The 13,116-nt window shown below is 65.8% G+C and carries 13 protein-coding genes and 1 pseudogene; 9 read left to right on the top strand and 5 right to left on the bottom strand.

All coding sequences use genetic code 11. The features are described from left to right. Positions 1-20 precede the first annotated feature (20 nt). On the bottom strand, positions 21-566 hold the full coding sequence (locus ACLMAJ_RS07855) for a winged helix-turn-helix transcriptional regulator (protein WP_412012862.1): 546 nt from the start codon (positions 564-566) through the stop codon (positions 21-23). 101 nt (positions 567-667) lie between these two features. On the opposite strand from ACLMAJ_RS07855, the gene ACLMAJ_RS07850 reads away from it, so the two are divergent. After that, on the top strand, positions 668-1,837 hold the full coding sequence (locus ACLMAJ_RS07850; RefSeq protein WP_412012861.1) for a thiolase family protein: 1,170 nt from the start codon (positions 668-670) through the stop codon (positions 1,835-1,837). A gap of 93 nt (positions 1,838-1,930) precedes the next feature. On the opposite strand, the gene ACLMAJ_RS07845 is transcribed toward ACLMAJ_RS07850, so the two are convergent. Beyond that, positions 1,931-2,254, bottom strand: a complete 324-nt coding sequence (locus tag ACLMAJ_RS07845) for a hypothetical protein (protein WP_412012860.1) — start codon at positions 2,252-2,254, stop codon at positions 1,931-1,933. Between the two features lie 166 nt (positions 2,255-2,420). Between ACLMAJ_RS07845 and ACLMAJ_RS07840 the strand changes: the two genes are divergently transcribed. Together ACLMAJ_RS07840 and ACLMAJ_RS07835 are read left to right on the top strand one after the other, a co-directional pair. Beyond that, entirely contained in the window at positions 2,421-3,218 is a 798-nt protein-coding gene (locus ACLMAJ_RS07840) for an SDR family oxidoreductase (protein WP_412012859.1), read from the top strand. Between the two features lie 33 nt (positions 3,219-3,251). After that, positions 3,252-4,232 carry an o-succinylbenzoate synthase gene (locus tag ACLMAJ_RS07835; RefSeq protein ID WP_412012858.1) on the top strand — a complete coding sequence of 327 codons (981 nt, stop codon included), beginning with the start codon at positions 3,252-3,254 and terminating at the stop codon, positions 4,230-4,232. 9 nt (positions 4,233-4,241) lie between these two features. Here the strand turns inward: ACLMAJ_RS07835 and ACLMAJ_RS07830 are convergent, their stop codons facing one another. Together ACLMAJ_RS07830 and ACLMAJ_RS07825 are read right to left on the bottom strand one after the other, a co-directional pair. Further along, entirely contained in the window at positions 4,242-4,760 is a 519-nt protein-coding gene (locus tag ACLMAJ_RS07830) for a TIGR04338 family metallohydrolase (protein WP_412012857.1), read from the bottom strand. Then, positions 4,760-5,605 carry a DUF2786 domain-containing protein gene (locus ACLMAJ_RS07825; protein ID WP_412012856.1) on the bottom strand — a complete coding sequence of 282 codons (846 nt, stop codon included), beginning with the start codon at positions 5,603-5,605 and terminating at the stop codon, positions 4,760-4,762. The genes ACLMAJ_RS07830 and ACLMAJ_RS07825 overlap by 1 nt, the downstream gene beginning before the upstream one ends. 178 nt (positions 5,606-5,783) lie before the next feature. Between ACLMAJ_RS07825 and ACLMAJ_RS07820 the strand changes: the two genes are divergently transcribed. From ACLMAJ_RS07820 to ACLMAJ_RS07795, 6 genes are all read left to right on the top strand, one after another. Beyond that, a complete protein-coding gene (locus ACLMAJ_RS07820; protein WP_412012855.1) occupies positions 5,784-7,085 on the top strand; it encodes an ABC transporter substrate-binding protein in 1,302 nt (433 codons plus the stop codon). A 43-nt stretch (positions 7,086-7,128) separates the two neighbouring features. After that, positions 7,129-8,148, top strand: a complete 1,020-nt coding sequence (locus ACLMAJ_RS07815) for a carbohydrate ABC transporter permease (protein ID WP_412012854.1) — start codon at positions 7,129-7,131, stop codon at positions 8,146-8,148. Then, positions 8,148-9,008: a carbohydrate ABC transporter permease gene (locus ACLMAJ_RS07810; RefSeq protein ID WP_412012853.1), complete on the top strand. Its 861-nt coding sequence runs from the start codon at positions 8,148-8,150 to the stop codon at positions 9,006-9,008. Before ACLMAJ_RS07815 ends, ACLMAJ_RS07810 begins: the two co-directional genes overlap by 1 nt. A gap of 165 nt (positions 9,009-9,173) precedes the next feature. Then, the gene (locus ACLMAJ_RS07805; protein WP_412012852.1) at positions 9,174-11,432 is read left to right on the top strand and encodes a transglycosylase domain-containing protein; all 2,259 of its coding nucleotides are present in this window, start codon (positions 9,174-9,176) and stop codon (positions 11,430-11,432) included. Between the two features lie 182 nt (positions 11,433-11,614). Beyond that, positions 11,615-12,073, top strand: coding sequence for a GyrI-like domain-containing protein (locus ACLMAJ_RS07800; protein WP_412012851.1), 459 nt, complete (start codon positions 11,615-11,617; stop codon positions 12,071-12,073). Positions 12,074-12,082: 9 nt separating this feature from the next. Continuing rightward, positions 12,083-12,508: a GyrI-like domain-containing protein gene (locus tag ACLMAJ_RS07795; RefSeq protein ID WP_412012850.1), complete on the top strand. Its 426-nt coding sequence runs from the start codon at positions 12,083-12,085 to the stop codon at positions 12,506-12,508. 484 nt (positions 12,509-12,992) lie between these two features. Here the strand turns inward: ACLMAJ_RS07795 and ACLMAJ_RS07790 are convergent. Further along, positions 12,993-13,116, bottom strand: a pseudogene (locus ACLMAJ_RS07790) (inositol-3-phosphate synthase); the annotation flags it as partial.

The raw sequence follows: 13,116 nt of genomic DNA, 5'->3' as shown, positions 1-13,116 counted from the left end.
CAGGAAGTCCCGCCCTCGAATCACGAATGAGGGCGGGACTTTTGGCGTTCGGAGTCCGAACGATTTCGAATTGTCCGCGCGTAGTCCGGATTGAGCCGAATGCCGAGCTCCTCGAGTGCGATCTCGTTGCCCGCATCGCTGCTGACCCGGACGCGGACCGGAGCTCCGCTCGACTCCTCGACCAGCAGCAGGGGCGCTGGGCCGGGCTGTAGGTATGTGTCACCCCATTGCATGAGCGCGAGTACCGCGGGGAGCAGGTCGCGGCCCATGTCGGTCAACACGTACTCGTGGCGGGTGCGGCTGCCCTCTTCTCGATAGGGCTGCTTGGCCAGCAGACCCGCCTCGGTGAGTTTCCGGAGTTGACCGGCCGCCGCCGCATCGGTGATGCCGACCCGTGCGGCGAAACCGTCGAAGCGTCGGGTGCCGTAGTAGGCCTCGCGCAGGATCAGGACGGCCGAGCGGGTGCCGATGAGATCCATCGCCTTGGCGATCGAGCACTCCTCGGGTTTCCACGCGCTCAGATCGGCCAACGGTCCTTCCATTACGGCTGCCATGACGAACATCATAGCCATATCTGACTTGAGTCGACTATACCCAGGCGTTATTCTGACTATAAGACAATAGAGCCAGGCGAAGAAGCCCCGCTCGCGGTCCGAAGGGAACCACCATGAGAGACGCAGTGATCGTCGAGGCGGTACGTACACCGATCGGCAAGGGCAAGCCGAACGGGGCGCTGCACAACGTGAACGCAGTGGATCTGCTCGCGCACAGCCTGCGCGAAGTGGTGGCGCGCAGCGGCATCGATCCGGTGCTCATCGACGACGTGATCGGCGGCATCGTCACCCAGGTCGGCGAACAGGGCGCCAATATGACCCGGCGCGCCGCGCTGGCGGCGGGATATCCGGAGTCGGTGCCCGCGACCACAGTCGATCGGCAATGCGGCAGCAGCCAGCAGGCCATTCACTTCGCCGCACAGGGCGTCATCGCGGGGGCCTACGACATCGTGGTCGCCGCGGGTGTGGAATCGATGGGTCGAATTCCCATGGGCGCTAACCTGATGGGATCCGAAGATCTATCCGGTGTCGGTTTCGCCGCGCGCTATCCCGATGGCCTTGTCCCCCAGGGCATCAGCGCCGAGCTGATCGCGGCCGAATGGGGACTGACCCGCACCCAGCTGGACGAGTTCGCGCTCGCCAGCCACGAAAAGGCCGCACTCGCCACGAAGAACGGCCTGTTCACCAGGGAACTGGCACCGATCAACGGACTGAGCACCGACGAGGGCATCCGCGTCGGCAGTACCGTGGAGACCCTCGGCAAGCTGCGTCCCGCCTACTACGACGAGGCCATGGCGGCCCGCTTCCCGCAGATCGGCTGGGAGATCACCGCGGCGACCGCGAGCCAGGTCAGCGACGGCAGCGCGGCGGTGCTGATCATGACGAGCGAACGCGCACGTGAGCTCGGCCTTACCCCGCTGGCGCGGCTGCACAGCTTCGCCGTCGCGGGTGATGATCCGTTGCTCATGCTCACCGCGGTAATCCCGGCCACCCGAAAGGTGTTGCAGCGTGCTGGTCTCCAGCTCTCCGATATGGATCTGATCGAGATCAACGAGGCGTTCTCACCCGTGGTCCTGGCCTGGGCGCATGATACGGGCGCGGACCTGAGCAAGGTGAACGTCAATGGCGGCGCCATCGCCATCGGCCACCCGCTCGGCGCTTCCGGCGCCCGGCTGATGACCACTCTGGTCCACGCCATGCAGGACCGTGGCGCTCGCTACGGCCTGCAAACCATGTGCGAGGCAGGCGGTCTGGCCAACGCCACCATCCTCGAGCGGCTCTAGATATCGAACGCTTCGATATCTGACGGCCCCCGTCGGAGAACACCGCGCCCGCCGCATCCACTCGGTGCGGCGGGCATTCACGCCTGCGCGTGTTCAGCCAGAGACAACGATCGCGACCAGGAAACCGGCGACCCACGATCCGATCAGCAGCGGCACCGCGACGAGCGGCGTCCAGCCGATAGACCTGCGCGTCCACACCGCTTGCGACAGCAGGATCACCGTGTAGGCCAACGACATTACGATCCCCGCCCAGGCGACCACATACGCCACCGGTAGCCGATTCGTGTCACGCTCGTCGGCCGCGAGTTCGTACAGCGGCACGAAACAGGCGATCACATAGGCGAATCCGACGCTGATCGACGAACCGATCACGGCACGCACGAGATCCAGCGACCGGTGCCCTCGATCCCACGCCATATCTCCAGCATGACGCGCACAGTGCGTTCCGGGCCACCCGCTGAATCATCCATATGTCTGAATTCTGGATCGATCCGCAGACAACGGAATTCGAGCAGCTCTACGGTGAGCAATTGCGCCGCATCCTCGCCCATCTCACCGAACCACATTTCGAAGGAGACCCCCAATGACCTACCTCGTCACCGGAGCTCGCGGCAGCGTCGGCCGCTCCGTCATCGATCAGCTGCTCGCCGCGGGAAAGTCGGTGCGGGCGGCCAGTTCCGATCCGACCGCGATCACCGTGCCCGAAGGTGTCGAGCTGGTCGGCCTCGACATGACCGACCCCGCCTCCGTGGCCGCCGCACTCGACGGCGTCGACCGGGTCTTCCTCTACGCGACGCGCGCAGGCATCGAGAACTTTGTCGACGCCGCACAGGAGGTCGCGCATGTCGCGCTGCTGTCATCGATCGCAGCCGAAAGCGACGACAATCCGATCGGCGCAAGCCATCTCGCCGTCGAGCGGCCGCTCCAGGACTCCGGCCTGCCGCTGACCGTGCTGCGGCCCGGCGCGTTCGCGACCAACTCCCGCGCGTGGGCGCCCGCGATCAAGTCGGAACGGGTTGCGCGCGTGCCCTTTCCCGATATTCACATGAACCCCATCCACGAGGCCGACATCGCGGCCGCGGCCGTCGCCGCGCTCACCGAGCAGGGACATGCGGGCAAGATCTATCCGCTGACCGGCCCCGAATCGCTGTCCCAGCGCAGCATGGTCGAGCTCATCGCGGCGACCATCGGCGAACCGGTGGAACTGGCGGAACTGACCTACGAGCAGGCCGCCGAGTTCCTGTACAAGCCGGTGCTCGACGCGTGGTCCGAGCTCGGGACCGAGCCGATGCGAGTCGGCCCCACCTCGGAGTCGGTTACCGGCGTACCCGCGCGGACGTACGCGCAGTGGGTGGCCGACCACATCGCCGACTTCCGCTGACCTCTGTTCGGCCCCGTCCGTAAGGTGTCGGTGGTGATCAGCACCGACACCGACCCCATCACCGAGACCGTCGTGTACGCGGTTCCGCTGCGGAACCGCTTCCGCGGTATCACGGTGCGTGAGGGGATGCTGGTGCGTGGGCCACTGGGCTGGGGTGAGTTCTGTCCCTTCCCCGAGTACGACGATCGGGAAGCGGCAGGCTGGCTGGCCACCGCGATAGAACAGGTGACGACCGGCTGGCCGGAACCGGTGCGTGAACTGATCCCGATCAATTGCACCGTGCCTGCGGTCGATCCCGAGCGCGCGCACGACATCGTCGCCCGGTCCGGGTGCCGAACGGCCAAGGTGAAGATCGCCGACCATCCGGAATCGCTCGACGAGGACCTCGCGCGCGTGGCGGCGGTGCGTGCCGCGCTCGGGCCCGGCGGCGCGATCCGGGTGGACGCCAACGCGGTATGGGATGTGGATACCGCGATCGCCCATATCGCCAGGATCGACCGGGCGGCAGGCGGTTTGGAGTACGTCGAACAGCCGTGCCGGACCATCGAGGAACTCGCGGCGGTGCGGCGAAAGGTCGATGTGCGCATCGCCGCCGACGAATCCATCCGCCGGGCCGAGGATCCACTGCGGGTCGCGGTCGCCGGTGCCGCCGACATCGCGGTACTCAAGTGCACCCCGCTCGGTGGTGTCCGGCGCGCGATGCGGGTCGCCGCGGCCGCGGGCCTGCCGTGCGTGGTGTCCTCCGCCTTGGAAACCAGCGTCGGCCTCGCCGCCCAACTCGCTCTCGCCGGTGCGCTGCCCGAGCTCGACTTCGCCTGCGGGCTCGGCACGATTTCGCTGTTCGAGGGCGATGTGGTCACCGAATCACTGCGCCAGGTCGACGGGTACCTTGCCGTACCGCGCACCCCGCCCGAACCGGACCTCGCACTGCTCGAACGCTACCGTCATCCCGATCCGGACCGAATCACGTGGTGGAACAACCGCTTCGACCGAGTAAGGAAACTGCTGCGCTGAGTCGGCGCGTCAGCCCGATCCGAGCCGCACACCACAACCCACCATGGTCGCTCGCAACACCAGCGCCGCTTCCGGCCCGATGACACCGTCGACCAGATCCAGATAGCGACCACAGAATTCCGGGCCATGGGACGCGACGTCCGCGGGCGCGGGTTCCAGATGGTGGGTGAGTTCGTGCAATACGACGAGTTCACGCAGCGCCCACGCGGTACCGCTGACGTGTAGCGGCACCGCGAGGACCGCGTCTTCGACTTCATAGTGCGCGGCGGCGGTTCCGGCCCGTGACCGGACGCGCACCGGCACCACAGCCCGACCCCATTGCGTACGAACCCAATTGAGTCCGAGCACCTTGTCCGCGTAGGTCTGCACCGAATCGACAGAGGCGAAGCGGCGCTCGATCGGCAGGGTGAGATGCGATCCGTAGAGCTCCACCGTGCGATTGCCGTGTTCGTCCGCCCTGTCGAACACCCCGCGTACCAGCTGCTCGGCGTCATACACCTTGGCGCGCTGGCTGTCTCGCGGGCTCACTACGACGCGCCGTCGCCTCGGGCCAGTTGCCCTCGGGCGGCGTCGAGTTCAGGCGAGGCGCCCAGCCGGGCCGCCCGCCCGGCCCGGTCACCCGCGCGGCGCGCCGCCGCCGAGTGACCGGCGGAGGTTTGTGGGCCACGCCAGGTGCCGCGCGCCTCGGAGGTGTGCGAATAGAAATCGGTGAGCTCGATCTCCTTATCGCGCAGGGCCAACACGGTGCCCGCGGCCGCGGCGTCCGGCACGACCTCCGCCACGACCTCCGCCTTCACCGAGGCGAGCCTGCGCCCGATCCGCGCGGCGAAGGCCATCTGAAAGTTCAGCCGCGCCGTCACCGCGGCGACGGGGGCCTGCACTCGGCGCTGAACCTGTCGCCCCCAACGTTTTTCGGTGACAATCTTCTCTACCGTCGCGGTTCGATACTGTCCGGATTTGATGTACAGATCCGCGGCACGCACCATCTGCACGACCAGGCTGGAGTACAGGGCCGCACAGGTATCAATGTCGGAATCGAAGCCATAGGCATAGACCTGGGTCGAGGTGCGTGCAACATCACAGCGCACGTCGTTGGCGGCCGCGATCGCGACGAAGAGTTGCACGTAGGTGCGCAGCCCCTTTTTGCCGGGCTCACCGATCGGGATGATCCGCTGCATCGGCGTCGGCCTGCGTTCACGCCCCGCGACGTGCGACCGAGCCACCGTCAGGTCGATCGAGGATTTGGTCGCCAGCCGTTGGGCCGCGGCCAGGAACGCCTCGGCCTCGTGTTCGTTGTCGGTGGATTCGGCCTTGCGCAGCAGCCCACCGATCCGCGTGAGCATTCGGTCGGGAACCGCGTTCGGCGAAGTCATCGCCACAAGCCTAATGGGCGATTCCAACCGTGCTACGACCGCGGACCTGCACTCGGGCGAACGCATACTCGACAACAGCAGAACTGGACAAACGGTAGACGTAATCCGGCGTGTCACATGAACACCATGTATCTTGCGTTGTGCTGCTGCTCACGTCTCGACCTTTGGAGTGTTCGCGATGGCTTTGAAGAACGTTTCGTCCCTACGGACGTCGCTCATGCCCCGAGCGGCGCTGGCTGCTGCCTCCGTGGCGCTGCTGACGGCGACGTTCACTGCCGCGTGCTCCAGCGACAGCGGCGGCAATCCGACCGGCCAGAACCTCGATGGGCGCGGCCCGATCACCTACGTCGAAGGCAAGGACACCACCGAGACCGGTGCGGTCAAGCAGCTGATCGAGCGCTGGAACGCCTCGCATCCCGACGAGCAGGTGACGTTCAAGGAGCAGTCGAACGACGCCTCGCAGCAGTACGACGACCTCGTCGAGCACATGCGCTCCAAGCAGGCCAGCTACGACGTCTTCGCGATGGACGTGCCGTGGACCGCCGAGTTCGCCGCGAAGGGCTGGATCCAGCCGCTGAAGGACTCCTTCGCCATCGACACCTCCGCGCTGCTCTCGCCGCCGGTCGCCAGCGCCACCTATAACAACGTCCTGTACGCGGCGCCCCGGAACACCAACGGCGGCCTGCTGTTCTACCGCAAGGACCTGGTGCCCACCCCGCCGAAGACCTGGACCGAAATGCTGGCGCAGTGCCCGATCGCCAAGCAGAACAACATCGGTTGCTACGCGGGCCAGTTGGCACCGTACGAGGGTCTGACGGTGAACTCCGCCGAGGTGATCAACGCGTTCGGCGGTACCTTCGTCGGCGCCGACGGCAAGACGCCGACGGTGAACACCCCGCAGGCCCGTGCCGGGCTGAAGCAGCTGGTCGACGCGTACAAGAACGGCGATATCCCCAAGGAAGCCATCACTTTCAAGGAGCCCGAGAGCGGCGCCGCCTTCAACCAGGGCAAGTTGATGTTCCTGCGCAGCTGGCCCTCGACCTACGGTGACGCCGGTTCCGAATCCTCGGCCGTGAAGGACAAGTTCGCGGTCGCGCCGCTGCCGGGGGAAAACGGCGTCGGCGCCTCGACCCTCGGCGGCTACAACGCGGCCATCAGCGCGTTCTCCAAGAACAAGGCCACCTCACTCGACTTCCTTCGCTTCCTGATCAGCGAGGACGCCCAGCACATCGTCGCCGCGGGCGCGCTGCCGTCGGTGCGCGCGTCCATGTACGACGATCCGGCGCTGATCGCGAAGATGCCGTACCTGCCCGCACTCAAGGATTCGATCGCCAGCGCAGTGCCGCGCCCGGTGACTCCCTTCTATCCCGCGGTGTCGAAGGCCATCCAGGACAACGCCTATGCCGCGCTGAACGGGAACAAGTCTGTCGACGACGCGATTACCGGTATGCAAAAGGGCATCGAGACGGCCGGTTCGTAGCAGCTGCGAATCAGCCCTGCCCACCTTGTAGGAGAGAGAGACGGTGTCGGATCCTTCGGGAACGACCACCCGCGTGACGAGCGGCGATCTGCCGCCCGAACGCGGGTTCGGTGGAACATTGGCCTTGCAACTTCGAAGTTCCGGTAAAGCGTGGCTGTTCGTCACGCCGGTACTGATAACGCTCGCCGTTGTCGTCGGCTATCCGGTATTCCGGGCGATCTACATGTCGTTCCAGAAGGACGCCGGGCTCGACCCTGCGACCGGCATGTTCGTCGAAGGCGGCAGCGCCGGGTTCTCGAACTACACGCACTGGTTGTTCCAGCAGTGTCAGGCCGGCGGCGAGACGGTGTCGTGCCCGACCGGCAACCTCGGCTCGCAGTTCTGGCTCGCCATCGGTGTGACGCTGTTCTTCACGGTGGTCACCGTGACCATCGAAGCGACTCTCGGCCTCGGCATGGCCATGGTGATGGGCAAGACCTTCCGTGGCAGGGCCCTGCTGCGCGCCGCGGTGCTCGTTCCGTGGGCGATCCCGACCGCGGTGACCGCGCGTCTGTGGGAGTTCATGTTCCAGTACGACGGTGTGGTGAACAGGTTGCTCGGCACCCACATCCTGTGGACCTCCGAGGCGTGGCCCGCACGGTTCGCGGTGATCGCCGCCGACGTGTGGAAGACCACACCGTTCATGGCGTTGCTGCTGCTTGCCGGGCTCCAGGTGATCCCGGCCGATGTCTACGAGGCCGCCAAGGTCGACGGCGCTTCGGCGTGGCAACGTTTCACCCAGATCACGCTGCCGCTGCTCAAGCCCGCGTTGCTGGTCGCGGTGCTGTTCCGCACCATGGACGGGCTTCGCCTCTACGACCTGCCCGCGATCATGACGCTCGGCAACCCGGCCACGCGCCCGATTTCGGCACTGGTGGTCGAACAGGTCCGACAAGGCCCGAACAGCGCGGCCGCGTTGTCGACGATCACCTTCCTGCTCATCTTCGCGGTGGCGTTCTTGTTGGTGAAAGTCCTCGGCGCCAATGCCGTTCGGACCCAAGAAGAACAGCGGGAGGCGCACTGATGGCCACCACGACGCCCACGATCTCGTGGACCAAGCGGCTCGGTTCGGTACGGCTGTATCTTGGCGCGCTGATCGTGCTGCTGTGGGGACTCGGCCCGTTCTATTGGATGGCCGTCACGGCGTTACGCGACCCGGAATACACCTTCGACAACACTCCGTGGCCGACCCACGTCACGTTCGAGAACTTCCGCAACGCCTTCGACACCAGCCGCGGCAACGACTTCGGCAAGGCACTGATCAACAGCCTGGTCATCGGCGCCGCCACCACCGTGTTCGCACTCGTGCTCGGCGTCATGGCCGCCTACGCGCTGGCCAGGCTCACCTTCAAGGGCAAGTACCTGGTGTCAGGGCTGATCCTGAGCGCCTCGATGTTCCCAGTGGTCGTGCTGGTCACGCCGCTGTTCCAGCTGTTCACCAACCTGGGCTGGATCGGCGAGTACCAGGCGATGATCATCCCGAACATTTCGTTTGTGCTGCCGATGACCGTCTACATCCTCGCGTCGTTCTTTTCGGAGCTGCCGTGGGAGCTCGAGGAAGCGGCGCGCATCGACGGAGCGACGAAGTTTCAGGCGTTCCGACTGGTGATGCTGCCGCTGGCCGCGCCGGCGGTTTTCACAACCGCCATCCTCGCGTTCATCGCCTCGGTCAACGAATACCTTTTGGCGCGACTGCTTTCCAGCGATAAAACCGAACCGGTGACCGTCGCGATCGCGCGCTTCTCCGGCAACAATCCCCTCGTGCAGCCCTATGCCGCAATCATGGCCGCGGGCACGATGGTCACCATCCCGCTCGTCATCATGGTGCTACTTTTCCAGCGTCGCATCATCTCCGGCCTCACCGCGGGTGGCGTCAAGAGCTGATCCACGATCGGTCTTCGCGTAGCCTCGGCCGAAGCCGGGGCTACGCCCATATCCGGGTCGCCTGAGCTACGCCCATATCCAAGTCTTCGCCCGGATGGCGGTGATAACATCCCGGTTTCCTATCGTTGTCCGTGCAGGTGAGTTTTACCGACGCTCCGGGAGGAGATGCTCGTGAGCTCGTTCGGCAAGCGGCGAAAACGCGGTAATCTCCGGCGCGCACGAGGCAAACGGGCGGCCGTGCCCTATGCCTCCGTCGCCGGATGGAAAGAGCGCAAGACCACCCCCTCCCACACCCGGTCCGCTCGGCCCGAGAAATCTCGCCGCACGCCGAACAAGCCGGTTTCCGCACCGGCCGATCGGCCGCAACGCACCCGCGGCGAACGCTTCCGGCGGCTGCTGCTCGCACTGTTCATCATCTTTGTCGCGGTGCCGTCGGTGCTCTGTGTGCTTGTCTACTGGAGCGCGGAGATTCCCGATCCGACCTCGGTTCAGACCAACCAGATCGCCACCATCCTCGCTACGGACGGCACCACTGTCATCGCCAAAGTTGTTCCTCCCGAAGGTAATCGGACTCCGGTTCCGCTGAGCGACGTGCCGAAATCGATGCGCGACGCCGTGCTGTCGGCCGAAGACCGCAACTTCTACAGCAACCCCGGATACTCGACATCGGGATTCCTGCGTGCCGCCCGTGACAACCTGCTCGGGCGCGATGACGCGGGCGGCGGTTCCACCATTACCCAGCAGTATGTGAAGAACGCCTTCCTCGGCTCCGAGCGCACCCTCAACAGGAAGATGCGCGAGCTGGTCATCGCGGCGAAGATGGCGCGGCAGTGGAGTAAGGACGACATCCTCGCCGCCTACCTCAACACCATCTACTACGGTCGCGGCGCCTACGGTGTCGCGGCGGCGGCGAAGGCCTATTTCGACAAGCCGGTACCGCGGCTGACCCTGGCCGAGGGCGCGGTGCTCGCCTCGGTCGTTCGCACCCCCTCGATCCTGGATCCGGAGACCCATCTCACCGAGCTGAAAGCGCGCTGGAAGTACGTGCTCGACGGCATGGTGGAGATGGGAGTGCTCGCACCGGGCGACCGCGATGCGACGGTGTTCCCGCAGATCGTCCCGATTTCCCAGATCCCCGACGAGAACGTGGCCCGTGGTCCGGAGGGCCTCATCCGCGCGCAGGTATTGCGCGAGCTGCGCTCCTCCGGGATCGGCGAACGCGAGCTGAATACCGGTGCGCTACAGATCACCAGCACCATCGACGCGCGGGCCCAGCAGTCCGCGCTCGGCGCCGTACACGACCGGCTCGATCCGCAGCCGCCCGAGCTGCGCAGTGCGGTGGTGTCGATCGACCCACGCTCCGGGGCGGTGCGCGCGTACTACGGCGGCAATGACGGCGTCGGCTACGACTTCGCGCTCGCGCCACTACAGACCGGGTCGGCATTCAAGGTGTTCGCGGCGATTGCCGCACAGCAGCAGAGCATCCCGCTCTCGCGCGTGCTCGATAGTTCCCCGGTGACCGATCGCGGCGTCAAGATCACCAATGTCGACGGCGAGTCTTGCGGACGGTGCACCATGGCCGAGGCATTGAAGCGCTCGCTGAACACCAGCTTCTACCGGCTGACGATGATGATGTTCGACGGACCGAAAGCCATCGCGGACGCGGCCCATCAGGCGGGCATCCCGGAGGAGATCCCCGGCGTGGCGGGCAAGTCGCTCACCGAGGACGGCGGGCCGCCGCTGAATGGAATCGTGTTGGGGCAGTATTTGGTTCGCCCGATCGATATGGCGTCGGCGTATGCGACGATCGCCAATTCCGGCGTCTATCACCCGCCGTATTTCGTGCAGCGGGTGGTGGCCGGCGACGGCAGGGTGCTGCTCGATCGCGGCGCTCCCGACCAGCAGGTCGGCAAGCAGCAGCCGCCCGGACAGCAGCGCATCCCGCGCACGATCGCCGAGAACACCACCCAGGCGATGACGCCGATCGCGGCCTATTCGAACGGCCACAATCTGGCCGGTGGCCGCCCATCGGCCATCAAGACCGGCACCACCCAGCTCAACGACACGCAGTCGAACAAGGACGCGTGGACGATCGGCTTCACCCCGTCGCTGTCGACAGCGGTGTGGATCGGCACCGCACAGTCCGAACCGATCCGGACGGCACGAGGCGGCGACATCTACGGCTCCGGGCTGCCCGCCGACGTCTGGAAACAGATGATGGACGGCGCGCTCGACGACACCCCTGTCGAGCAGTTCCCCTCGGCGGGCGGCCAAGAGCCGAGCAAGCCCTCCGGCGGTAGCTACGACATCCTGAATCCGCCGAAGGCACCGCCGCAGGGGCCCGTCATCGAGTTTCCACCCGCGCCGCAGGAACCCAAGCAGGTCGAGATTTTCCCAGGATTGAGCATCCCGGTACCGGGATGATGTCGAATATGCGCCCAGATCCCATCGGGAACGGATGACGTGGCAGCATCGTTTGCCAGAGTGAGAGCGAAAGCGAGGGCGACGACCCGGAACGGAACTGGGCCGACGCCGATGCCGCGGGAACGATGCGGAAGGATATGCGCTCGAGCGACGACGAAAGACTAGACATAGGGGCTACGCCGGTGGATTTCAATGTCGTTGACCGTCCCGAGACGCTGGTGGCGGGAACAGTACTTCGCAGCCCGGCGCTCGCGGTCGAAGGACCGCGCCGCACGAGGGTCGAAGAGGCGTGGAAGCGCAATCTGGCTCGCTCGCTGCCCGGGCCGCCGACGACCGCGTATGTCGACCATGCGCCCGAGATCAATTCGTATCTGACCCACATCGTCGGCTACCGCTGCCGGACCCTCGCCGACCTACTGCCCGGTGATGTGCTCGCGCGGGTGCCTGCGGGCAGGTTCGCCCGATTCACGGCGAGCGGTGACGACCTCGGGGACACGATCGTGTCGATCTGGCGCGCGGTGTGGGACGCGGAGGCCGCCGGTCGGTTCGTGCGTTCCTACACCGGCGATTCGGAGCACTATCCGGACGCGCGGACGGTCGAAGTCTTCGTGGCACTGGCAGACGATCAGGTCGACGAGTAGGGACGAGCTGTGGACTTCGAGATAGTCACATTGGATGAAAGCCTGGTCGCCGGGCTCACCGTGCCGCTGACCGGGCGCGAGGTCTCGGCACGCGACCTGGACCTGGTGAACTTCACCTGGGACCGATATCTGGCACGGGAGAAGAACGTGTCGCGCGTCGCGGCCTATATCGGCCAGAACGATCACGCGGTGGCCGTGCTCGGTTACGAGGTCGCCACGATGGAGCAAATGGACGCGGGTGACGTGGTGACCCGCGTGCCCAAGGGCCGCTACGCGAAGTTCGTAGTCTCCGATAAGCCCTACGACCTGCTGCGCACCGCGTGGGCCCAGGTCCGCAAGGCCGAGAACGCAGGAACCATCACCCGATCGCACACCGCCGAGATCGAGCGCTACACCGGCCCGACCTCGGTAGAGGTATACGTCTCACTGGATTGAGTACGGAAAGCAAAAGAGGGCCGGGCTACGGATATCCATAGCCCGGCCCTCGATCATTCGCCGCCAACCCACACACGACGCAGACGCAGACGCAACCACGAGATCGCGACCATCCCTACCAAAGGGCCCACTCGCCACGAGCCCGTCTTCCGAGCGAAGCGAGACCGAGCCCTAGAGTTCGCAGCCCGTCTCACCCTCGAGGCGGACACAACGCATCCGCCGAAACCGCGGAAGCGAGGCCCATACCCGGCAACTCCACATCCGACTGGCCAAACATGTCCACAAGGTCACGACCCATCGCCACCGCCGCCCTCAATAGGCACGACAACGTATTCCGAGCGAAGCGAGACCGAGCCCTAGAGTTCGCGGCCCGTCTCGCGTCCGAGTAGTCGAAGCGCATGCGCCGAAGGCGCGAGTCTCGACTGCTCGGACGCGAGACCAAGGGGGCCGCGAACACGCAATGCCGCAGGCGTCGCCAAACTACTCAGCCGATGATGAATTCCTCGAGCTGGGTGCGGGCGATGTCGTCGGCCAGCTGCTTGGGCGGAGACTTCATCAGGTACGCCGATGCCGGGATGACCGGTCCGCCGATACCACGATCGAGAGCG

Source organism: Nocardia arseniciresistens (assembly GCF_046764875.1).
In the GTDB taxonomy this organism is placed as follows: domain Bacteria; phylum Actinomycetota; class Actinomycetes; order Mycobacteriales; family Mycobacteriaceae; genus Nocardia; species Nocardia arseniciresistens.
The sequence above is the reverse complement of the archived record's forward strand: the minus strand, read 5'-3'. Positions and strand labels throughout refer to the sequence as shown.

What these genes read in the sequence shown, in the direction of transcription:
- ACLMAJ_RS07855 (WP_412012862.1), bottom strand. Translation starts at nt 566, where the DNA reads ATGATGTTCGTCATGGCAGCCGTAATGGAAGGACCGTTGGCCGATCTG.
- ACLMAJ_RS07850 (WP_412012861.1), top strand. Translation starts at nt 668, where the DNA reads ATGAGAGACGCAGTGATCGTCGAGGCGGTACGTACACCGATCGGCAAG.
- ACLMAJ_RS07845 (WP_412012860.1), bottom strand. Translation starts at nt 2,254, where the DNA reads ATGGCGTGGGATCGAGGGCACCGGTCGCTGGATCTCGTGCGTGCCGTG.
- ACLMAJ_RS07840 (WP_412012859.1), top strand. Translation starts at nt 2,421, where the DNA reads ATGACCTACCTCGTCACCGGAGCTCGCGGCAGCGTCGGCCGCTCCGTC.
- ACLMAJ_RS07825 (WP_412012856.1), bottom strand. Translation starts at nt 5,605, where the DNA reads ATGACTTCGCCGAACGCGGTTCCCGACCGAATGCTCACGCGGATCGGT.
- ACLMAJ_RS07820 (WP_412012855.1), top strand. Translation starts at nt 5,784, where the DNA reads ATGGCTTTGAAGAACGTTTCGTCCCTACGGACGTCGCTCATGCCCCGA.
- ACLMAJ_RS07810 (WP_412012853.1), top strand. Translation starts at nt 8,148, where the DNA reads ATGGCCACCACGACGCCCACGATCTCGTGGACCAAGCGGCTCGGTTCG.
- ACLMAJ_RS07805 (WP_412012852.1), top strand. Translation starts at nt 9,174, where the DNA reads ATGCTCGTGAGCTCGTTCGGCAAGCGGCGAAAACGCGGTAATCTCCGG.